General features: G+C 30.1%; 17 protein-coding genes and 1 tRNA gene. 14 read left to right on the plus strand and 4 right to left on the minus strand.

Annotated features, from left to right (window positions below):
• The first annotated feature begins 7 nt into the window (after positions 1-7).
• The 8 genes from IPH62_13805 to IPH62_13840 are packed head-to-tail and all read left to right on the plus strand — an operon-like array spanning position 8 to position 8,000.
• Entirely contained in the window at positions 8-1,018 is a 1,011-nt protein-coding gene (locus IPH62_13805) for an ornithine carbamoyltransferase (protein ID MBK7106350.1), read from the plus strand.
• 2 nt (positions 1,019-1,020) lie between these two features.
• Positions 1,021-2,283, plus strand: a complete 1,263-nt coding sequence (locus IPH62_13810) for a pyridoxal-phosphate dependent enzyme (protein MBK7106351.1) — start codon at positions 1,021-1,023, stop codon at positions 2,281-2,283.
• Positions 2,284-2,320: 37 nt separating this feature from the next.
• Positions 2,321-3,043: a hypothetical protein gene (locus IPH62_13815; GenBank protein ID MBK7106352.1), complete on the plus strand. Its 723-nt coding sequence runs from the start codon at positions 2,321-2,323 to the stop codon at positions 3,041-3,043.
• Positions 3,040-4,287 carry a hypothetical protein gene (locus IPH62_13820; GenBank protein ID MBK7106353.1) on the plus strand — a complete coding sequence of 416 codons (1,248 nt, stop codon included), beginning with the start codon at positions 3,040-3,042 and terminating at the stop codon, positions 4,285-4,287. The genes IPH62_13815 and IPH62_13820 overlap by 4 nt, the downstream gene beginning before the upstream one ends.
• Positions 4,274-4,870, plus strand: a complete 597-nt coding sequence (locus tag IPH62_13825; GenBank protein ID MBK7106354.1) for a hypothetical protein — start codon at positions 4,274-4,276, stop codon at positions 4,868-4,870. The genes IPH62_13820 and IPH62_13825 overlap by 14 nt, the downstream gene beginning before the upstream one ends.
• Before the next feature lie 5 nt (positions 4,871-4,875).
• Positions 4,876-5,463 carry a nucleotidyltransferase family protein gene (locus IPH62_13830; GenBank protein ID MBK7106355.1) on the plus strand — a complete coding sequence of 196 codons (588 nt, stop codon included), beginning with the start codon at positions 4,876-4,878 and terminating at the stop codon, positions 5,461-5,463.
• The gene (locus tag IPH62_13835) at positions 5,460-5,996 is read left to right on the plus strand and encodes a lipocalin family protein (protein ID MBK7106356.1); all 537 of its coding nucleotides are present in this window, start codon (positions 5,460-5,462) and stop codon (positions 5,994-5,996) included. Before IPH62_13830 ends, IPH62_13835 begins: the two co-directional genes overlap by 4 nt.
• Before the next feature lie 39 nt (positions 5,997-6,035).
• Entirely contained in the window at positions 6,036-8,000 is a 1,965-nt protein-coding gene (locus IPH62_13840) for a glycoside hydrolase family 97 protein (GenBank protein MBK7106357.1), read from the plus strand.
• A gap of 45 nt (positions 8,001-8,045) precedes the next feature.
• Here the strand turns inward: IPH62_13840 and IPH62_13845 are convergent, their stop codons facing one another.
• On the minus strand, positions 8,046-8,576 hold the full coding sequence (locus IPH62_13845; GenBank protein MBK7106358.1) for a hypothetical protein: 531 nt from the start codon (positions 8,574-8,576) through the stop codon (positions 8,046-8,048).
• 80 nt (positions 8,577-8,656) lie between these two features.
• Positions 8,657-8,968 carry a hypothetical protein gene (locus IPH62_13850; protein ID MBK7106359.1) on the minus strand — a complete coding sequence of 104 codons (312 nt, stop codon included), beginning with the start codon at positions 8,966-8,968 and terminating at the stop codon, positions 8,657-8,659.
• A gap of 134 nt (positions 8,969-9,102) precedes the next feature.
• Between IPH62_13850 and IPH62_13855 the strand changes: the two genes are divergently transcribed.
• The 4 genes from IPH62_13855 (at position 9,103) to arcC (ending at position 14,184) form a co-directional block, all read left to right on the plus strand.
• The gene (locus IPH62_13855) at positions 9,103-9,807 is read left to right on the plus strand and encodes a GNAT family N-acetyltransferase (GenBank protein ID MBK7106360.1); all 705 of its coding nucleotides are present in this window, start codon (positions 9,103-9,105) and stop codon (positions 9,805-9,807) included.
• 81 nt (positions 9,808-9,888) lie between these two features.
• A complete protein-coding gene (glmS, locus tag IPH62_13860; protein ID MBK7106361.1) occupies positions 9,889-11,721 on the plus strand; it encodes a glutamine--fructose-6-phosphate transaminase (isomerizing) in 1,833 nt (610 codons plus the stop codon).
• A gap of 202 nt (positions 11,722-11,923) precedes the next feature.
• Positions 11,924-13,243 carry a GTPase gene (locus tag IPH62_13865; protein MBK7106362.1) on the plus strand — a complete coding sequence of 440 codons (1,320 nt, stop codon included), beginning with the start codon at positions 11,924-11,926 and terminating at the stop codon, positions 13,241-13,243.
• Positions 13,240-14,184 carry a carbamate kinase gene (gene arcC / locus IPH62_13870; GenBank protein MBK7106363.1) on the plus strand — a complete coding sequence of 315 codons (945 nt, stop codon included), beginning with the start codon at positions 13,240-13,242 and terminating at the stop codon, positions 14,182-14,184. Before IPH62_13865 ends, arcC begins: the two co-directional genes overlap by 4 nt.
• A gap of 37 nt (positions 14,185-14,221) precedes the next feature.
• On the opposite strand, the gene IPH62_13875 is transcribed toward arcC, so the two are convergent.
• Positions 14,222-17,482 carry a TonB-dependent receptor gene (locus IPH62_13875; protein MBK7106364.1) on the minus strand — a complete coding sequence of 1,087 codons (3,261 nt, stop codon included), beginning with the start codon at positions 17,480-17,482 and terminating at the stop codon, positions 14,222-14,224.
• Positions 17,483-17,879: 397 nt separating this feature from the next.
• Here IPH62_13875 and IPH62_13880 point away from each other — a divergent pair, with 397 nt between their 5' ends.
• Positions 17,880-21,026 (plus strand): N-6 DNA methylase, encoded by a 3,147-nt coding sequence (locus tag IPH62_13880; GenBank protein MBK7106365.1) that lies wholly within the window; start codon positions 17,880-17,882, stop codon positions 21,024-21,026.
• A 474-nt stretch (positions 21,027-21,500) separates the two neighbouring features.
• Here the strand turns inward: IPH62_13880 and IPH62_13885 are convergent.
• Positions 21,501-21,573, minus strand: a tRNA-Phe gene (locus IPH62_13885).
• A gap of 179 nt (positions 21,574-21,752) precedes the next feature.
• Here IPH62_13885 and IPH62_13890 point away from each other — a divergent pair.
• Positions 21,753-23,948: a hypothetical protein gene (locus IPH62_13890; protein MBK7106366.1), complete on the plus strand. Its 2,196-nt coding sequence runs from the start codon at positions 21,753-21,755 to the stop codon at positions 23,946-23,948.
• The last annotated feature ends 1 nt before the right edge of the window (position 23,949 follow it).

A 23,949-nucleotide genomic window follows, 5' to 3' on the forward strand; every position in this document is an offset into this window, starting at 1 on the left:
AGTATTTATGGAAAGTAAATTAAAAGGAAAACATTTTCTTACTTGTGAAGATTGGACAAAAGAAGAATTAGATATTGTATTTAACAAAGCATTCAAACTAAAAGATGAATTCTACAAAGAAATTAATCACTTGGATTTACCGCACAAAACTTTATTCATGATGTTTTTTGAGCAATCTACAAGAACTCGAAATTCAATGGAAGCCGGAATGACTCAGCTGGGCGGGCATGCGCACGATTTAACTCCGGACAAAATGCAAATTACTCATGGTGAAGTTGCAAAAGATACTGCAATAATTTTATCGCGAATGGGAAATGGAATTGCATGCAGAAATTGTTTTTATGGAGTCGGTAAAAAATATTTAGATGAACTTGCTGCGTTTTCGCGTAAGCCGGTTATGTCTTTGCAAGATGATGTTTATCATCCTTTCCAAGGTTTAGCAGATTTAATGACAATATTTGAACACTTCGATAAAAATCCAAAAGGATTAAAAGTAACCATAGCTTGGGCTTATGCAACAACGCATTCAAAGCCGCTTTCAGTTCCACAAACTCAAGCTTTACTATTTCCTCGTTATGGAATTGATGTAACAATTGCGAATCCTAAAGAATTTCCGTTAAGTCAAGATATTGTTGATAAAGCAATGAAGAATGCGGAAGTCGGCGGAGGAAGTATAAAATTTACAAATGATATGGATGAAGCATTTGAAGGTGCGCATGTTGTAATTCCCAAAAACTGGGGCGGGTTTGGGCATTATTCGGTTGATGATTATTTAGCTAATGAAACAGATTGCAAAAAAGAAATGAGTGAAAATTTAGCAAAGTATAAAAGTTGGATTTGTGATGATCGAAGAATTAAACTTGCTGATAAAAATGTTAAACTCATGCACGCTCTACCAGCTGATAGAAACAATGAAGTTACTGATGAAATTTTAGATAACCCAAATATTTCAATAGTGTTTGATGAAGCTGAAAACAGACTTCACACAGCAAAAGCAATTATGTCTTTAACGATGTAAAAATGATAAATAATTATTTATACAAATGTTTTAATTGCAAATCTGAATTTGACGCAAATGAAATTGAATCTAATCAAATTTATCTTTGTCCAAAATGTGGAAAGTTAGAGAAGAACCAACCGCTTATTGGAGTTTTAGAGATTATTTATGATTATAAAAAAATAAAAAATGAAATATCAAAAGAAGAATATTTAAAAAATAAAGTGGGTAAGTTTTGGGAATATCCATATTTATGGCCTTTGAAATTTAGTGGAAATAAATTTGAAGATATTTCTGAATCGAAAGTAAATAAACTTACACTGCTTGAAAATCCAATTTCTGAAATTAAATATGAAAATAATCTAATTAAGATTTTTGATGATTCAAGAAACCCAACTTTATCTTATAAGGATAGAGCTTCCATTTTAGTTGCATTAAAAGCAGTTCAATTGGGAATTGATGAAATCTCAGCAGCTTCAACCGGAAATGCTGGTTCATCGCTTGCTGGAATTTGTGCAAAGCTAGGATTGAAATCTCATATTTTCGTTCCTAAAAATATTCCGGAAAGTAAGAGAATTCAAATTCAAGCATTTGGTACAAAAATTTATATTGTTGATGGAGATTATGATTTAGCATTTGATTTGTGTTTAGAAATTTCAAAAAAGAAAAATTGGTATAATAGAAATACGGCTTTTAATCCGTTAACAATTGAAGGTAAAAAATCCTCGGTTTATGATATGTTTATTTCATTAAACGGAAAATTACCAAATAATATATTTATTCCGGTAGGAGATGGAGTAATAATATCGGGCATTTATAAAGGTTTGAAAGAATTAATTAAATTAGGTTGGATTGAAAAATTACCAAAATTGTATGCAGTTCAAGCTGAAGGAAGTTCTGCAATAGTTGATTATTTAGAAAATAGAAAATATGAATATAAATCAGCTATCACAATTGCAGATAGCATTTGCGCCGGAGCTCCAAGAAATTTGTATATGGCAGTTGACGCAATTATAAATACAAACGGAAATGGAATTAAAGTTTCAGATAATGAAATAATTTCCGCACAAAAAATATTAGTACAAAAGTATGGAATTCTATCAGAACCGGCTGCAGCAGCTTCATTTGCCGGATATAAAAAAGTTAATAAAAATGAGCAACTTGAAGGAGACTCAATTTTGATGATTACCGGAAACGGTTTGAAAGATATTTCTTCGTTACAAAGTTGGAATGAAAAACCGGAATTAAAATCTTATGATGAATGGAAGAAGAATTTACTCAACTAAAACTGATTATACTTTATAAGTATTTTATCAAAAAATTATGATTCATAATTACATATCTAAAATATTATTTGTTGCTTTAATTATAAGTCAAGCAACAGTTTTATCTCAACAAAATAATATAAAAAGTGAAAGTTATTTCTATCCAATAAAATTAGATAATTGGAAGTTCAAGAGCGCTATAACTCTTTCTTTTAGTCAATTGCCGGAAGAGATTATTGAAGAGGTAAATTCTTTAATTTATTCGCCGCTTATTAATTTTGATGCAACATTTGGAATCCCATATAATTTTAATTTGCATACCGGTATTACATCAAACATAATAACTAATCATTTTTTAATTGGAACAAATTGGAGATATAGTAAAAATAATTTTGCAGTATCAATCGGTTATGATGTTGCTTTTTGGTTTGGCATACTGGATGATTTTGATTTTGCAAGCAGAAATATCGGATGGCTTCATTACCCGAATTTCACTTGTGGTTATGCCTTTGATAAGTTTACTGTATCTGGAAAATCAGAAATAATATTAAATACATTCTACACACAATTTGTTGATAATATTGAGATAAGTACTGAAAAAAATACTATTAGCGGATATAGTTTTGCATTATTTGTTGAACAGCCTCTTTGGAAAAATAATATAATGAGCATAGGAATAAAAGCAAACTTCTCACGTTTTTATTATCCGGTTTGGATTGCTTATTCAAACAGCTATAATTTCAGATTAATTCCAGAAATACAAATTGGATTAGTATTATGAAAATATTTATCGCACGGTTTGTAATACTTTTTATTGCAATTAGCTGTAATCCGGATGAAACTATTGTTGAACCAAAATTTGCTGATTCAAGTATTTTAGAAGGAACTATTCCATTAACCGAAATTCAAAAAAATAAAATTGAAGGTGTTTACAATTTAGTAAGCGGTAAAGAAAAGTTTGGCGGATCTTTAGTTTTAAAATCAAGTGGAAATTCACTTTCAATATTCGGAGTAAAACTCGGGACCTACTTTATTTTAAATTGCGGATCAAAAGATGGAGAATTATTTTTTGAAGGAAGTTGGAGATATGCACAAAGTACAGAAGTCGGTTTAGTAAGATTAACCTTAACAGAAGCAAATGGTTCTTCCTCAATTTTAAGTGATACGACAATTTCAAATATCAAATTGACGGGTAAGTTTTCTGAAGGCGATGATAATTTGGATAATGTCATTGAGTTAGAATTTTCTAGAAAATTTTCCGGTAAAATATATGATAAAAACTTTTACATTTTAGCACATAGAGGAGGAGGAAGAAATTCCGATAATCTTGGCGCTTCAGAAAATTCAATCGAGATTATTGGTAAGTCAGAAAATCTTGGTGCAAACGGAATTGAGATTGATGTAAAATTAAGCGAAGATAATATTCCATTTTTATATCATGATGTAAGTTTAAATTTGCGAACATCTACCGATAGCCCAATTTGGGGACCAGTTGAAGATTTTTCATTTAGTCAACTGAGCTCTTTTATAAAATTAAAAAATGGTGAGAAAATTCCTTCATTGGATGAAGCATTGAATTTTATTGTACACGAAACAAATTTAAAAGTTGTTTGGCTCGATATGAAATCCGAAAAAAACTCGGTTCCGTATGTAGTCCCGATTCAACAAAAATATCTTAAAATAGCTAACGAACTTGGGAAGCAGATTCAAATATTTATAGGACTTCCGGATGAAACGATGTATAATAATTTCGTTCAATATTCTGATTACGAAAATACTTTATCACTCTGTGAATTATCAATAGATTATGTTCAAAAAGCTTCATCAAATGTATGGGCTCCGCGATGGACATTAGGTTTGCAAAACTCTGAAATAGATCAATTGCACAATGCAAATAAGTTAGTTTTTACATGGACTTTAGATCAATCGCAATTTATAAATGAGTTTATAGCAAATGGTTCCTTTGATGGGATATTAACAAATTATCCAACATTAGTAGCGTACTATTTTTATGCTCAAGAATAAATTAAATATTTCAATAGTAATTATGTTCTTAAGTTTTCCAATTATATTAATTGGTCAAAATAACAATGCAAGTTATAATATATATACAAATTTAAGTTTTGGATATTCCTATTTTGCAAGTACAATTAGCAGTAAAAAACTAAATAGATTTCAGCCCAATGCAGCAATTAAAATTATGTGGCAGCCAGAGCATCTTTTAAGTGTTGGAATTGAATCCGGTTATTTTCTTCTTTACACTTTAGAAAAGGATGATTTTGTAGATGAAGAATTTGGAACCACAAATGTGAAAGTAAATATGTCTGCAATACCTTTATTTTTAGCCTTCTCAATGAAGATTTATGAAAATATTGAATTAAACGGTGGAATTGGCGGATATTTAATTTTAACAAATGTTGATGCTTTCGATAATAAAATAATTAGCACCGGATGGAGTACCGGTTACCAGTTGGGAATTAATTATCTTTTTCCTTTTTCTGAAAAATTGAATTTTGGAACGGAACTTAAAACTTATTATTTGTCTAAACTCGAATCAGCTTCAATTGGAATAAATATTTTTGTTAAATATGCGTTGATAACTTATTAATAAATATGGATGGAATAATAATAACTGCCGGATTCTCAAGCAGAATGGGTAAATTTAAACCGTTGCTAATTTTTAATGATAAATCTTTTTTGCAAAATATAATTGAAAAATTAGATTTGATTTGCGAAAAAATTATTGTTGTTACCGGATTTAATGAAAATGAAATTCTCAATCTTATTTCAATATTTAATGTAAAACTCAAAAGTAAAATTGAAATTATTCATAACGAAAATTATGAAATGGGAATGTTTTCATCGTTACAAAGCGGAATAAGAAATATTCATTCAGATTGGGTAATTTATCATTTTGTAGATCAACCAAATATTCCATATAATTTCTATTCGGAATTTATTAAGCAAATTGATATAAAGTATGATTGGATTCAGCCTATGAATAAAGGACGAAAAGGACATCCGATAATATTTGGTAGAAAAGTTATTTCAAAAATATTGGAGAAAAATTATAATTCTAATTTGAAAGAATTATCTTTTGATTCAGAAATAAATAAATATTTTTTTGAATGTGATTTCCCGGAAATACTGACTGATATCGATACAACAAAAGATTATAAAAATATTTTAGGAATTTCATGAAAACAATTCTTGCAGCTTTAACATTATTTTCAATTACAATATTTGCTCAACAAAATTCTTCTAAAAATATTGCAACTGTTGATTTTGTTGATTTGAAAAAATATGTTGGCACTTGGTACGAAATTGCAAAAATTCCAAACTCATTTCAAGATCATTGTATAAAAAATACAACGGCAAGTTACAAAATAAATGAAGACGGAGATATTGAAGTTTTAAATCAGTGCGTTGATGATGAAGGTGAAATTGATGGTGCGGAAGGAGTTGCGCGAATTGTTGATAAAAAAACTAATTCAAAATTAGAAGTTAGTTTTGTAAGTATTTTAGGGTGGAATTTATTTTGGGGCGATTATTGGATTTTAGGTTTGGATGGAAATTATAAATTTGCCGTAATTGGAACTCCATCAAGAAAATACGGATGGATATTGAGCAGAACTAAAAAGATGAATGAAAATGATTTGGAAAAATGTTTTAAAATATTTGAAGAAAACGGTTACGATAGAAATAAATTTGAACTTGACGTTCACGATAATTGAAAAACATTATTTAGAAATTTTATTAAAAAAGAGATAAATATGAAATCAAAAGTAATTTATTTTGTGTTAATTTTATCAGCAATGGTTCAATCATATTATTCGCAAAATTATGAATTGAAATCACCTAATAAAAAATTGGTTGTAAAAATTGTAAATAATCAAGGACTCAAATATTCATTATCATTCAATAATCAGAATCTAATAGAAGAGGCTGAAATATCAATAAACATTGATGAAAAAGTATATCCATTGCTAAATTCAACTGTTGTAAATTTTAAAAATACTCTGATTGATGAAATTATTAATTCAACTGTTCCAACAAAATCTCTTCAAATTAAAAATAATTGCAATGAGCTGATTTTAATTTTTAGAGAAAATATTTGGGTTGTTTTTCGTGCTTATGATAATGGATTTGCTTACAGAATTATTACAGATTTGTCAAATCCAGTAAAAATATTTAACGAAAATGTAAACATAAAATTTGCAAAGAATAATTCAATTTATTTTCCGGAAGAAGATAGTTTTATTTCTCATTTCGAGAGAAATTATAAGTATCTGAAAATTAATGAAATAACTGAAAAACAATTTTGTTCATTACCGGCTTTAGTTGAATGTGATAATAATATTAAAATTGGAATTACAGAATCGGGACTTTCAAATTATCCGAACCTTTTCCTTAAGGGAAATTCTTCAAATAGTTTGGCTGGAATATTTCCCAAATATGTAATTGAAGCAGAGCAAGCAAAAGATTCTGATAGAAATGAAATAATTACAAAAGAAGCTAACTATATTGCAGAGATTGAAGGAAGTAAAGATTTGCCTTGGCGAATTTTTATGATTTGCGAAAATGATAAGGATCTTTTAGAAAATCAGCTTGTTTATATTTTATCTGATGACTCAAAAATTAAAGAAACAAGCTGGATTAAACCCGGAAAGGTTGCATGGGATTGGTGGAACGCAAATAATATTTATGGCGTTGATTTCAAATCCGGAATTAACACTGAGACGTACAAGTATTATATAGATTTTGCAAATAAATTCAGTCTTAATTATATAATTCTTGATGAAGGCTGGTCGAATACTTTGACAAATATTCTTGAACCGAATGAAGAAATTAATATTGAAGAATTAATAAATTATGGTAAACAAAAAAATGTTGGAATTATTCTTTGGGTTTTGTGGAAACCATTAAATGAAAATCTTGAAGAAGTTCTTGATAAATATAAAGAATGGGGAGCTAAGGGAATTAAAGTAGATTTTATGCAGAGAGCCGATCAATGGATGGTAAATTTTTATGAAAGAGTTTTAATTGAAGCTTCAAAAAGACATTTACTTGTTGATTTTCATGGCGCATTTAAGCCAGCCGGTTTAGTAAGAAAATATCCGAATTACATTTCTAATGAAGGTGTAAAAGGTTTGGAAAATTGTAAATGGAGCGAAGAAATTACTCCAGATTACGATTGCACTTTGCCGTTTACAAGAATGTTAGCGGGACCAATGGATTATACTCCCGGCGCAATGTTAAATTCCGAAGAAAAAAACTTTAGAATAATTTTTGATAAACCAATGAGTCAAGGAACACGAGCACATCAAATTGCGCTGTATGTAATTTTTGAAAGCCCGCTGCAAATGCTCGCTGATAATCCATCAAACTATTATGCAAATGAATCTTCTACAGAATTTATTTCTAAAATTCCAACAACTTGGGATGAGACAATTTCGCTTGATGGAAAAGTTGGTGATTATGTTGTAATTGCCCGGAAGAAAAATAATGTTTGGTATATTAGCGGAATTACAGATTGGACGGAAAGAGATTTTGAAATAAAATTAGATTTTATTGATAATAAAAATTATAACATAGAAATTGCAAAAGATGGAATTAATGCAAACCGTTATGCGAGTGATATTAAATTTGAAAATACAAATGTAAAAAATGGAGATACTTTAAAAATTCATTTGGCAAAGGGCGGAGGATTTGCAGCAATTTTAAATCCAGTTCAGTAATTATTGAAAAAATTAGAAAGCCAGTATAAAATAAAAATCGATTTTTTAATTATAAAAATTTAAAACTATCTGATCGATAATTTCATTTTCATCGAATGAAAACGGTAACTCGTTTGTAGAAAACGTAAATTTACTGTTGGATGGTAAAAAGGTGATTTCAACTTTTTTATTTTCAATTTTATCTTTTGCAAAAATGTATAATTTATTTGAAGTCTTACCAAAAAATAATTTTAGAAGATAATTACTTTCTTTATCTCTAAAAGTAGTGCATTTTAATTGTTCCGTACTTTCCGAAGCTGCCGCTAAGCAGTATTCATCGTGTCCCGATCTATATTCATTTTTATCTTTTTCCAAAATTATACTTTTAAAATTATTCAGCGATGCAATTCTTTTATTAAGTTTTTCAACAATGGAATCCGGAATTTGAGTTTGCATTTCATCATATAAATTTTGCAAAAACTCCAATTCATTTTTGAAATTTGGTTTATTATCACTAATAAAATCGTATATATTTTTAGAAAGATTTTCCGGATAGAAAATATATTTAAAAAGATCTTTTTCGGTTATGTTTTGCATATTTAATCGTCACTTATACCTTAAAATAGAAAATTTACTTAGAAAATAAAAGTAAAAATACTTCTTATCCTAAATCAATATCATTTGGATTTTTTTTCTAAATAGTAAATTATAATTTCCCTAAAAAGTTGTGTTTGCGTAAGATTTAATTTTTCAGCCAAGTTTCTAAACTTAATTGAAAGCGGATTAAAAACAGCGATTATAAAATTTCTTGTGCTTATTCTTTCAAAATTGTTAAATTTTAAAGTGTAAGTTTGTTTATCATTTTTCTTTATAAATTCATTTAAAGCAATTTCAAAAAAATCATTTTTTGTTAGTTTTTTATCTAAAATAATTTTATTTATTTGCTGTATGTAATTTTCTTCTAATATTGTACGGATTGAGGTCTTCATAGTTTTTTTATTATTATTATAAAGTTTAATTTAATTTAAAATTTGTTTTATTAAAAATACAATTATTTAAAAATTAAAAAAAATGTATTTCTGTTTTTATAATTTGAACCGACAAAGAAATTGTGTGAATAAATATGAAAAAAATTGAAAACCCCGTAATTTCGGAAGTGAACTTAAAAGCGCTTGCAAAAAGTATTTACCAAGAATCAACAATGATGGGATTTAACTCCAATGATTACATCAAGCTTACAAATGAAATTTTAGGAATGACAATTGATAAAAAAGTTATTAAAGAAATTCCTGAAGAAATTAAAATTGTTGAAGATGATGATAGATTTCCATTAAAAACACAAAATTTAAAAATCAGAGAATACTCGGAAAAAAAAGATAAGAAAATTATTGAAAAATGGTTTGAAGACGAAACAAGCCGATTATTTTTACTTTCTACAACTTCACTTCAAAATTTAAACATTGATTTTATTTCATCCGATAATAAAAATATTTTTGCAACAATCACATTAAAAAATGATTTGCCAATCGGTTTGCTTGCAATTTTAAATATTGATCACAAAAATAAAAAAGGTGAAATGCGAAAACTTATCGGCGATTTGAATTATCGAGGTAAAGGTTTTGCAAAAGAAGCTTCAATAAGATGGATCGATTATTGTACAAATTCTCTTGAGTTGCGGAAAATTTATATTAACACAATTGAAACAAACATCAATAACATTTCTCTAAACCGGCAATTGGGATTTGAAATAGAAGGTTTATTCAAAAAAGATATTGTTTTAGATGGAATTGAACACGATGTTTTGCGAATGGCTTATTTTAAAACATAGCCCCAAATGTGATTTAAAACAGAGCAATAAAATATTTTAGCAATTTATTGCAAAATTAAAATACTTTGAAAGGAGTTATAAATGTGCGGAATAGTTGGATATATTGGAAATAAAAATTGCGTTCCAATAATTACAAACGGTCTAAAAATGTTGGAATATAGAGGATATGATTCTGCCGGGATTGGTATAATTCAGGGTAATAATTGTTACGTTGAGAAAAAAGTTGGTAAAGTTTCATTTTTAGACGATGCACTAAAAAGTTCTGGAATTTCAGCCGCAATTGGAATTGGACATACAAGATGGGCAACTCACGGCGGTCCTTCGGAAATAAATGCTCATCCTCATTTTAATAGTGATAAAACAATTTGTTTAATTCACAATGGAATAATTGAAAATTATTCAGTACTTAAAAAAGAATTAATTTCAGAAGGTTTTGAATTTATAAGCGAAACAGATACGGAAGTTATTGTTCATTTAGTTGATAGATTTTTTAAAAAAGGGAATACTCTTTTCAAATCGGTGAGAAAAGCTTTAGCAGAAGTTGAAGGAGCTTATGGAATTTGCGTAATTTCTTCAGAAGAACCTGATAAAATTATTGTTGCAAGAAAAGGTTCTCCATTAGTAATTGGAGTTGGAAACGGAGAAAATTTTGTTGCTTCTGATGTAAGCGCACTTGTAGCTCATACAAGTCAGGTTGTTTATTTGGATGACAGCGAAATTGCTGAAGTTACAAAAGATGGATTTCAAGCATTTTCAATTGCTGATCGGGAAATTAAAAAAGAGATCGAAGAAATTACAATTTCGCTTGATGAAATAAGCAAAGGCGGATTTAAGCATTTCATGATGAAAGAAATTATGGAACAGCCGGAATCCATCACTAATTCAATGCGCGGAAGAATTTTATTAAATGAAGGTTCCGTAAAATTAGGCGGATTGTTAACCGTTCAAGATAAATTAGCAAGTGCAAAAAGAATTATTATTTGTGCGTGCGGAACTTCTTGGCATGCGGGATTAGTTGCGGAATATATGATTGAACAATTTGCAGAAATTCCCGTAGAAGTTGAATATGCTTCCGAATTTAGATATAGAAATCCAATTGTGCAAAAAGATGATATTATGATTTTTATTTCACAAAGCGGCGAAACTGCTGATACTTTAGCCGCAATGAAAGAAGCAAAAAGACGCGGGGCTTTAGTGCTTGGTGTTTGTAACGTTGTAGGAAGTTCAATTGCCCGCGAAAGTGATGCGGGAGTTTACATTCATGCCGGACCAGAAATTGGAGTTGCATCAACAAAAGCTTTTACATCACAACTAGTAGTTTTCGCATTAATTACAATTTTAATTGCGCGCAAAAAACACATGAGTGAAATTGACGGAAAAAATATTCTAAATGAATTAACGCTTATTCCGGAAAAAGTTGAAAAAATTCTTCAGTTAAATGATGAAATTGAAAAAATTGCTGAAAAATTTGTTAACGCTAAAAACTTCCTATATTTGGGAAGAGGATATAATTTTCCTGTTGCTTTAGAAGGCGCACTTAAACTTAAAGAAATTTCATACATTCACGCAGAAGGTTATCCAGCTGCGGAAATGAAACATGGACCAATTGCATTAATTGATGAAAATATGCCCGCAATTTTCCTAGCACCAAAAGATTCGGTTTATGATAAAATTATCAGCAATATTGAAGAAGTGAAAGCTCGTAAAGGAAAAATTATTGCAATCGCTTCAGAAAATGATCATGAAATAGATTCTTTAGTTGATTTTACAATTAAAATTCCAGAAACAATTAGAATGTTAATGCCAATTTTAAATGTAATTCCTTTGCAATTATTGTCATATCATATTGCAGTTAAAAAGGGATTAAATGTTGACCAGCCAAGAAATCTTGCAAAAAGTGTAACAGTGGAGTAGATTTTTCTACTCCATTTTTCTTTCCCAAAAATTTTTTCGAAAAAAAACTTTTTTCTCACGAATTAATCTCTTCCCAAATACGAAAAATTTTTACTAATTTACGATAATAAAAGCAAATTAATATTTAAGGAAATTAAAAATAATTTGTTGAAAATGAAAATAAATACTAAAAATTGAAATAATATACAAAACGGAGTTTTTTATGTCGAAAAAAAATATTCTAATTATGGGTGCAGCTGGAAGAGATTTTCACAATTTTAACGTTTTCTTTAGAAATAATGAGGATTACAATGTTGTTGCATTTACAGCAACACAAATTCCAAATATAGATGGAAGATTATATCCCGCAGAATTAGCCGGAAAATTATATCCAAACGGAATTAAAATTTATGATGAAACTGAATTAGTTAATTTGATAAAAGAATTTAATGTTCACGAAGTTGTATTTTCATATTCGGATGTTCCGTTTAATTATGTTATGACAAAAGCCTCAATTGTTAACGCTGCCGGAATTTCATTTTGTTTGTTGGGAAGTGAAGAAACAATGTTAATTAGTACAAAACCGGTAATTGCAGTTTTAGCAACAAGAACCGGATGCGGAAAATCTCAAACTTCAAGGAAGATTGTAAAAATATTAAGAGATGCCGGAAAAAAAGTTGTTGCCGTTCGTCATCCAATGCCTTATGGAGATTTGGTAAAACAAAAAGTTCAGAGATTTGCAGCTTTGGAAGATTTGAAAAATCATAATTGCACTATTGAAGAAATCGAAGAATATGAACCGCACATTGCACTTGGCGGAATTATTTATGCCGGCGTTGATTATGAAGCAATTCTGCGCGAAGCCGAAAAAGAAGCTGATGTAATTTTATGGGATGGCGGAAATAATGATATGGCTTTTTATAAGCCGGATGTTACATTTACGGTTGTTGATCCGCTTCGCCCGGGACACGAACTTTCTTATTATCCCGGAAATACTTCACTTCGTTTGGCTGATGCTGTAATTGTAAATAAAATAGATTCGGCAAAACCGGAAGATATTTTAACGGTTATTAATAATTCAAGATCCGTAAATCCAAATGCAATAATTATTGAAAGCGCTTCGCCATTAATTGTTGATAAGCCGGAATTAATTAGAAATAAGCGAGTTTTAGTTGTTGAAGATGGTCCAACTTTAACACACGGCGAAATGAAATTTGGAGCAGGAACTGTTGCAGCACAAAAACTTGGAGCAAAAGAAATTGTTGATCCAAGACCATTTACTGTGAACTCAATTTCAAAAACATTTAAAAAATATCCAAATATCGGAATTTTGTTACCGGCAATGGGATATGGTGATGAACAAATGAAAGACCTTGAAGAAACAATAAATAATGTTGATTGCGATTCTGTCGTTATTGGAACTCCAATTGATCTTGGAAGAATTTTAAAAATAAATAAACCATCAACACGAGTTATGTACGAGCTTCAAGAAATTGGTTCAGTTACACTTCAAACAGTTTTGCATGAAAAGGGAATTATATGAAAAAAAAGCTTGCGGTAATTGCGCTTGGCGGAAATGCTCTTTTAAGAGGCAATGAAATTGGAACAATTGACGAACAAGAAAAAAATACTTTTGATACTTGTAAACAGTTGGTTGACCTTATTAAAAAAGATTTCAACATAATAATTACACATGGAAATGGACCGCAAGTTGGAAATATTTTACTTAGAAATGAAGCCGGTTTCGATAAATATAAAATTCCCCAAATGCCAATGGATATTTGCGTAGCAGATTCTCAAGGCGGAATTGGTTACATGATAGAACGAATGATGCGAAATGTATTGACTGAAGAAAAAATTAAAAAAAATGTTGTTACACTTGTAACGCAAGTTTTGGTGGATAAAAAAGATCCGGCATTTGAAAATCCTACAAAACCGGTTGGACCATTTTACCTAAAGGAAGAAGCAGATTTACTCGCAAAGAAAAATAATTGGTTCTTTAAAAAAGATTCTCGAAACCGAGGTTGGAGAAAAGTAGTTGCTTCTCCAATTCCTTTAAAAATTATGAATCAAGAAGTAATAAAATCAATTGCAAATAAAGGGACAATTGTAATTGCAGTTGGCGGAGGAGGAGTTCCGGTATATAAACATGAAAACGGATATTTAGAAGCAATTGAAGCAGTCATTGATAAAGATTTGGCTTCATCAGTTTTGGCAAGAGAAATTAAAGCAGATAAATTTTATATCGTAACGGATGTTCCTAAAGTTTATCTTAATTTCAACAAAAAAAATCAAACAGAATTAGGAAACATAAAAGTTAGCGAAATTCAAAAACATCTAGAAAATAATGAATTTGGATCAGGAAGTATGGAGCCTAAAATTAAGGCAGCAATAAATTTTTGTGTTTCGACAAATAACGAAAGTATAATTACCGACACTGATAGTTTATCAATTCCAGGTTGTGGAACAAGAATTTCCTTATAACAAAAAAGCCCTCGATTGAGGGCTTTTATTTTTCTTCTTAATCTAAAATATATCTTAAACCAATTTGCATTTGCCATCTGCTGAATAAACTTGGATCATCTACAAAAGTTTTATCAACACCTGTAAAGTTGAATTCTGGTCTTCCATTTTCGTCAATTACTAATTTGCCTGTTTCATCAAATACCGCAACTAAAGGTGAAGTTGCAGCTGCGGAAGCTACTTGTCTTACACCCCAGCTTGAATTGAGGAAATTTGCAAAGTTCAAAATATCCAAACTTAGTTGGAATGTATTGTTTTTACCAAAAGCCGGAAGTGTAAAATCCTGCAAGATTCTTAAATCAATATTAAAATACCAAGGATTTACTAATCCATTTCTTTCTGCAATTTCACCTCTGTGAGTGCTTAAATATTCATCTTGTTCGATGAAAGCATTTAAAGCAGTCCATTGTGTAGGATCAGCAAGATTGATATCGCTTGAATTTTCAGGTATATAAATTAAATCATTTCCACCAGCGCCATCACCATTTACATCGCCGGCATAAACAAATGAATATCGATTTCCACCTGAAGTTGTAAACATATTACCTTCGGCAGCTTCTAAAAACATTCCAATAGTGGTTGCTAAATTTTCACTCCAATTATGTTTATAGGTTGCACCGCTTATAATTCTATGTCTTTGACCAAACTGGGAATTGCTCAATTCAGGATTATTTGGATCACCTTGAATTGGATTGCTTTGGTGAAGAGTAGCTGCAATTTCCGTTGTGGTCATAATATTTTTAGAATCCAAATAAGTATAAGCTAAACTTGTTGTGAGACCAACTTCAAACTGTTTTCTCAATTGTGCAGTTATGCTAAAATTATATCCTTCATCACTGTTATCAATTACGTAAGCACCGCCGTCAAGGCTTTGATCTGAATCAGCTACAGCACCGCCAAAATAAGGTCTGCCATCAGCTAAATTGCGCAAAGGTAAACCAAGATTTGCATTTCTTACATAAACTGAATTTATATCTTTCGAGTAAATTGCTTCCAAGGTTCCTAAAATTTCATAAGGTAATTTGTAATCAAAAGCTAAATTTGTCGTCCAAACTTGAGGCCATGTAAAATCTTCAGCCATAGCATTCAAGTAATAAGATTGTTTAAGTATCGAATTATCTTGGGTTTCAACCACATCAACACCATCCGGAACATCTTCAATTTTTACACCTTCTGCAGGTAAATTTGGGTTTAGACCGGGATTTGAAATATTATTACCAATCCATACAAAAGGAATTCTTCCGGTAAATATTCCGGTTCCGCCGCGTAATTGAGCAGATCTATCCCCATGAATATCCCAATTAAATCCTACTCTTGGAGAAAATAAAGGAGTTGCATCTGGCATTTTACTTTGATCAACAGTTTCCGGCTTATCATTTTCATCTAAAAGCGTTAAACTTCTTGACCATGGATTATCAACCGGTTCTGTAAAATAAGTTGGAATATCAACTCTAACTCCATAAGTTAATGAAAACGCATCGGTCATTAGATATTCATCTTGAGCATAAAAAGCAAGCTGCCCAACTTCAATAAATTCACCCTTAAATGGAATATCTTCGGATGGAACATTTGTCATAAAGTTTTGCGGATTAGCCGGATCTGTAGCAGCTAAGAAATCTGCAACTGAATTGAATGCTGTTCCACCGGGCCAAGTATTGAAACCTAATAAACCATATCTGAATAAATTGAATGAATTAAAGAAATCAAAATATTCAAATGAAGCGCCAACCGTTAAAACATGACTTCCCAAATAATAACTGAAATTATTTGTTATCTGCAAAACATCTTGATCTAAAATATTATGAATTGAAAATGGTTCATGACCAAGCGTAGTATAGGTTATGCCGCCTTCACCAATTTCAATTGTTGGATAAGGTTCGCTGAAAGGATCACGAAAATCTCTGAATCTATTATAGCTTACGAAAAATTTATTCGAAAAACTTTGATAACGACTGTTCAATTCTAATGCGAATGAACTTAATTGATTGTTCATTTCATAACCGGAATTTTTAAATGGAAGTGTATTTTGATTTGGTCCTCTTCCGGTATTATTATAACTTACTGCAAATGGATGCGGTGGTTTCTGCTGGCGGGCATTAAGATAATTATAACGGAATACCAAGTTATTATTATCATTAATGTTCCAATCCAACTTAGCAAGAAGTTTTTCATTTTCTGTATTTAAGTCATAACCCTGGTATGGACCGGGATCGTATCCGTAAACATCAATCATTCTTTGTCTAATCAAATCCATTGTCGCAGCGTTAACTCTGGATTCTGCTGATGTTACATTTCCGTCGGTATCAGCTGTAAAATTAGTGCCCGGATCTTTTCTTCTTTCTATTTCACCATTTATAAAAAAGAATAACTTATTTTTTATAATCGGTCCGCTTAAAGTTAAGCCGTACTGATTATAAGATAAATCGGGAACATTTAATTCAACGTCTCCAATTTTTCCGCCCTGCATACTTTCATTTCTAAAGAATGTATAAACTGAAGCCTTAAGATCATTGGTTCCGCTTTTGGTAACTGTGTTAATTCCTGCACCTGTAAATCCGCCTTCTCTAACATCAAATGGAGCTAATGAAACTTGAACTTGTTCGATAGCATCATACGGAAGTGGTTCTGCATTTGTTTGACCGCCGGGAGCCGGATCATCTAATCCAAACGGATTGTTAAAATAAGATCCATCGACAGAAATATTATTGAAGAGCCAGTTTTTTCCACCGAAGCTAAAGTTACCGTCGCTTCTCGGATCTAATCTTGTTAAATCTCTTGTACTTCTTTTAATTGTCGGCAAAGCTCTAACTTCATCGGGATTAATAAAAGTTTCTGCGCCGGTTCTGCTGCTGTTCAGAATATTATCAGTCATTCCGTGAACAACCAATTCACCAAGTTCAACTGATTCCGGAGTTAGTTCAATATCTAATTTTAAAGTTTGACCAATATTTAAATAAATATTGCTTTCATTTTTTGTATTAAATCCAACATAAGAAACTGAGATTGAATATGGACCGCCAATTTTCAAATTTGGCAAATTAAAAACTCCGTTTTCTCTTGATACGGCACCGTATTTTGTTCCGCTTGGTTCATGAGTTGCCATAACATTTGCGCCGGGTAAAGCACTTCCTTCATTATCGGAAACAAATCCATTGATGGCGGCTGTGGTAACTCCTTGAGCTAAATTGTTGCTTGTAAGTAAAACAAGAAACGAGAACAAAAAAGTTATTTTAGAAATAGATAAGAAAATTTTTTTCATAGGCTCTCCTTTTATGAATGGGGTAAAAGTTGATTTAAGGTGTAACCAAATTATGAAATATTAAATAAAGAACAAAAATTATAATTATTAATCTGAGGAAAACTTATTATACGATTACCGTTTTAATAATTAATAAGTTAATGCAGTAAAGTTAAATGATGATTTATTGGTTGAAAATTCCTCAAATGGCAAAATATGCATCGTCAATACGAAAAAAATGTATTTTATTTTTCATGGTAATCTATAGAAAGATTGCTTCGTAAAAACACTCGCAATGACTAAAATTATCAAACCTTCGAGGTTTTTAAAACCTCGAAGGTTTGATGAAATTATCCCAACTCCATTCCAATAAATTTTATAATTTAAATTGTAAATTTCTAATAAAAAACTAAAACACATGTCAAGAATTCTCATCAATCAATATTACACAAATCTCGATCGCGCAGTGCAATTCGGCAAATCTAAAAATGAGCAAAGCATCCGCAATTATTTTTGGAATTTACTTAATGAATATGCGCATAAACAAAATTATGAAGTCGTTACAGAAGTTACTTGCCAAGGTACAAAAGGCGCAAAAGTTCGCCCCGATGGAATTATTAAAAATTCTTTCGGACTTGATATTGGTCTTTGGGAAAGTAAAGATGAAAAAGATACAATTGATGATGAAATAAATTCCAAACAAAAAAAAGGTTATCCGTTTACAAATATACTTTTTGAAGATTCTCAAACTGCCGTTTTGTTTCAGCGGGGAGAAGAAATTTTGCGCGGTTCGGTTCGCAATCCCGATGAACTTCACAACATTATCACAAAATTTATTTCTTTCAAAAGTGATATAATTTACAAATTTGAAGATGCGCTGGAAAAATTCAAATCCGATATTCCCGCAATTGTAGAAACGCTTAGAACTAAAATTGATCAAACAAGAATTAAAAATAAAAATTTTATTTCCGTTAGCGAAACTTTTCTTGAATTATGCAAAGTTGAAATAAATCCCGATATAACCGAAGCCGACATTCGCGAAATGATGATTCAGCATATTTTAACAAGCGATATTTTCAACAAAATTTTTGATGATCCGGAATTTCACCGACATAATAACATTGCGCGCGAATTGGAAAAACTTATAGAAATTCTTTTCACTTACGGCGAACGCAAAAATTTAATGGCAAATATTGAACATTATTATGATGCAATAAACAGCACAGCCGCCGCAATTACGGATCATCACGAAAAGCAAAAATTTCTAAAAGTTTTGTACGAAAATTTCTACAAAGTTTATAATCCTAAAGCTGCGGATAGACTTGGCGTTGTTTACACTCCAAACGAAATTGTAAAATTTATGATTGAAAGCACCGATTTTCTGCTTCATAAACATTTTGGCAAAACGCTTGCAGATAAAAATGTTGAAATTTTGGATCCCGCAACGGGAACCGGAACTTTTATAACTTCCATAATTGATCACATTCCAAACCACGATTTGCTGTACAAATACAAAAATGAAATTCACGCAAACGAAGTTGCAATTTTGCCTTATTACATTGCAAACTTAAATGTGGAATTTACCTTTAAACAAAAAATGGGTTTTTACGAAGAATTTAAAAACCTTTGTTTTGTTGATACTTTGGATAATACAACTGCTTTAAATTATGCCGGAAAACAAGAAAATATTTTTGGATTAAGTTCTGAAAACAGCGAAAGAATTAAACGCCAAAACAGCAAGAAAATTTCCGTAATTATTGGAAATCCGCCGTACAATGCAAACCAGCTTAACGAAAATGAAAATAACAAAAACAGAGAATATCCGATTCTTGATAAGCGGATTAAAGAAACTTACATAAAACACAGCACTGCACAAAAAACAAAAGTTTATGATATGTATGCGCGCTTTTATCGTTGGGCAAGTGATCGTTTAGAGAAAAACGGAATTTTGGCTTTTATTACAAATAGAAGTTTTATTGATAGCAGAACTTTTGACGGATTTAGAAAAAATATTTTTGATGATTTTTCTGCGTGTTATATTATTGATACAAAAAGTGATGTTAGAGCAAACCCAAAAATTGCCGGAACAACACACAATGTTTTTGGAATTCAAACCGGCGTTGCAATTATGTTTCTTGTTAAAAAAGAAAATGAAATTGGAAAATGTGAAATTAAATATTCTGTAATGGAAGATAATTGGAGAAAGGAAGAAAAGTTAGATTGGCTTAGAACAAATAAATTGCAAAATATTTCTTTTGAAAAAATTACTCCCGATAAAAATAATAATTGGATAAATCTTGCAGATAATGATTTTGAAGAATTGATTCCGTTAGCAACAAAAGAAACAAAACTTTCAAAAAAGAAAAGTGATGAAAAAGCAGTTTTTAAATTATTCACATTAGGAACAGTTAGTAATCGTGATGAATGGGTTTATTCATTTGATCAAAATGATTTAAAAGCTAAAATAGAATATTTTATAAAAATTTATTTAAAAGATATTGAAAAACAAAAAAAGGCAAAAAAATCCAAACAAATTTTTTCATTTAATTCTGGAATAAAGTATACACGTGATTTAAAAAAATCACTTTTAAATGATCAAAAAATTGAACTTGAAAAAAGTGAATTTAGAAATTGTCTTTATAGAGCTTTTGTAAAAAAAGAATTTTATTATGCAAAAGAATTAAATGAAATGCGTTATCAAACTCCTTTAATATTTCCGAACAGAAAATCAGAAAACATTTTATTTGCTATAAATTTATCAACAAAAGCTTTTAATATTTTAGGAAGTAAATATTTAGTTGATTTGCATTTTAATGGTGATTCTCAATGTTTTCCGCTTTACATATTTGATGAAAAAGGAAACAAAACAGAAAACATAACTGATTGGGGATTGGAACAATTTCAAAAACAATATTCATCCGTCATTGCGATCCGTCAGTCGACGGAGAAGCAATCTAAAATCACAAAAGAAGATATATTCAATTACGTTTACGCAGTATTGCATAATTCGGCATACAGAAAAAAATACGAATTAAATTTAAAGAGAGAATTTCCGCGAATTCCATTTTATAAAGATTTTTGGCAATGGAGCAATTGGGGAAAAACTTTAATGGAATTGCACATCAATTATGAAAATGCAAAACCGTATAATTTAAAAGTTGTGAATAAAGAAAATAAAGAGTTTGTAAAAGAGCAAAAAGAAATTTTTCAAATAGTTGAAGAACCCAAAGTTTTATTTGAGTACAAACCCAAAATAAAAGTAAAACTAAAAGCCGATAAAGAAAACGGAACAATTGAAATTGATGAAAATACCACAATAAAAAATATTCCCAAAGAAGCTTGGGAATATAAACTCGGCAACCGCTCAGCAATAGAATGGATTTTGGATCAGTACAAAGAAAAGAAACCAAAAGACCCGACAATCGCGGAAAAGTTTAACACTTACAAATTTGCAGATTATAAAGAAATCGTTATTGAGCTAATTAAAAAAGTAACAACCGTAAGTGTGGAAACTGTAAAAGTTGTTAAAGAAATGGAAAAGCAGAATTCAGTATACAGAAGTTAGAAGTCAGTATAAAAACGAAGAAATGATAAAAGAACGACGAAAAAGTCAAACTTTTCTACAAGTAGGCGATCGAAAAATAAAAAATTGTCATTTCGATTACTTGCGTTTTTCGCAAGTTGAGAAATCTCAAAAAAGAGATGTCTCATCAAAAAGCGATTCGACATGACAAATGAAAATAAAAAGTCAAAAAATAATTTGTCATTCCGGTAGCTGAGATTATCGAAGCATACTGGAATCTAAAAATATTACTTCACAAAAACACGCCAATAATCTTTTTCTTGTCATTTCGAAACCTTGCGTATTTTGCAACGTGAGAAATCTCTAAACTGAGATGTCTCATCAAAAAGTGATTCGACATGACATAACTTGTCATTTCAATTCCGATGATTTTTATCTGAGGAGAAATCTCTAAAAAATAAAATGACTCGCCTTTAAAACAAAAAAGCCAAGCTTGGTTACTTGGCTTACTGGAAGTGGGCAGAGACGGAATTGAACCGCCGACACAAGGATTTTCAGTCCTTTGCTCTACCAACTGAGCTATCTGCCCAAAAATTTTGAGCACAAAGTTAAGGATATTCTGAAATTTTACAAAGAAAATTTTTTATATTTTTTCATTTACATAATATTGGATATTTATAAATCTTTTAAATAATTTTTTTTATAAAAATTGTTATAAATCAATTTTTATTATTATAATTGACTTATTCCTTTATTTTGGTTTGAGAAATGAATAAAAAAAGTATCAATCTTTCTATTTTAGGACTAATTGTAGCTTTTCTTATACTTCCTAATAATTTAATTACAGCAAATTTCGATTCGGATACAACAGCAGCAAATAAGTTATATAAAATTGCTTGGGAATTAGCGCCGTCAAATTTTGAAAAATGTCTTTTATATTCAGACTCTGCCTTAAAGATTTCAGAAAAAATTGGCTGGGGTAAAGGAATTGCGGATAATTTAAACTTAATTGGGGAAGCAAACAGATTTAAGGGAAATATAAAAGAATCAATTGCAAAACATAAAGAAGCGTTAAAAATTAGCAAATCGGCAAACTATAAAAAGGGAATCGCAGATTCGCATAGTAAATTAGGCGTAGCTTATTTTCATATTTCAGATTATCCCAAAGCGTTTGAAAATTTTAATATTGCCGGTAAAATTTTTGAAAATTTGAATGATCAGCATGGAATAAGAAATTGCTATAATTTCATGGGAATTTTAAAAACCACACTTGGTAATTATTCAGATGGTATTGAATATTTTAACAAGGCATTAAAATTATCGGAGAAAATGGATGATGAGAAAGAAGTCGCAGTTCAACTTGGAAATATAGGACTTACCTATTACGAAATGAAAGATTTTGTAAAAGCATTATACTATTATAAAAAAGCAATTTCCTCTTTTCGAGAAATTAATGACGACTATAATCATTCAATTTTTAGTGCAAATGCAGGGTTGGCATATTTGAAATTAGGAGATTATAATCAAGCTTATTTTAATTTAAGAAGTTCATTGAATTATGCCGAGTCAATAAAAAATGAATATAGAATTGGTTTTTACAAAAGACATTTAGGCGAATTAAAATTGAAAATGGCCGAGGATCCAATTTTAAACACAGATTCATTTACTAAAAAACAATTACTTCAAGAATCTGAAGATTACTTAAGCAGCTCACTAGAGAATTTTTTAAGATTAGGTAATAAAGAAGAAATTAAGAACAATTTTTTCCTTTTATCAAAAACATATGAATTAAATAATGATATAGTAAATTCGTTAAAATGCTACAAACGAGCAACTATTATTCAAGATTCAATTTTTTCAATTAAAAATAGAAAGGCAATTGCAGAGTTGGAGGTTCAACAACAGATTAAATTAAAAAACAAAGAAATTGAACTTTTAACTCAAGCTAAGCAGCATCAAGACTTTGTAAAATTAACAATTATAAGTTTTGCAATAATATTCTTTTTGGTAAGTCTGCTTTTCATAATAATGTTTATCAAGAAAAGAAAGCAAAATATTGAGTTGGAAAGAAATATTAGAATTAGAAAAGAAACAGAATCGTTGCTTTTAAAAAATGAAAAAGAGTTAAAAAAACATCAAGAACAGTTAGAAGAATTAGTTTCTCACAGAACTAAAAAGCTGGAAGAAGAAATTATGGAAAGAAAAAGAACAGAAGAAGATTTAATATTAGCCGTAGAACGATCTGAAACTGCAAGCAAAGCGAAAAGTACATTTTTAGCTAATATGAGTCATGAATTAAGAACTCCACTTTTTGGTATTTTAGGATATTCCGAAATTCTATCCAAAGAAATAAATGATTTTGAGAAAAGATCAATGGCAGAAGGAATTTACAGAACAGGATCAAGACTTTTAAATACTTTAAGCATGATTTTAGATTTTGCAAGAGTTGAATCTGATAGATTTGAAGTAAATTATCGTGAAATAAATATTATACCGGAAATTATTGAGATTTTTAATTCATTTAAAGGAACTGCCGCTATAAAAGGTTTAGATTATGAATTAAAATTACAGCGCGAAGTTGAAATTTTATACATCGATGTTTCAATGTTAAGAGTTATTATTGAAAATTTGATTAATAATGCAATTAAATTTACCGATACCGGAAGCGTTGTGGTTGAAACTGAAAGTATTGAAATTAATGGCAGCGATGAATTTTTGCTAAGAGTAAGAGATACAGGAATTGGAATGAATAAGAAAAATATTCCGACAATCTTTAAAGAATTTAAGCAAATTAGTGAAGGAACAAACAAAGCCTATCCGGGGACAGGCTTAGGTTTATCAATTGCGAAAAAATATATTAAAATTTTAAATGGTGAAATTACAGTTAAAACCGCTGTCGGTTTTGGTTCAACATTTGAAATTAAATTTTTAAAAAATCAAATTTTTATAAAGCAAAGTGCTTAAT

This window comes from Ignavibacteriota bacterium (genome assembly GCA_016708125.1).
GTDB lineage: Bacteria > Bacteroidota > Ignavibacteria > Ignavibacteriales > Melioribacteraceae.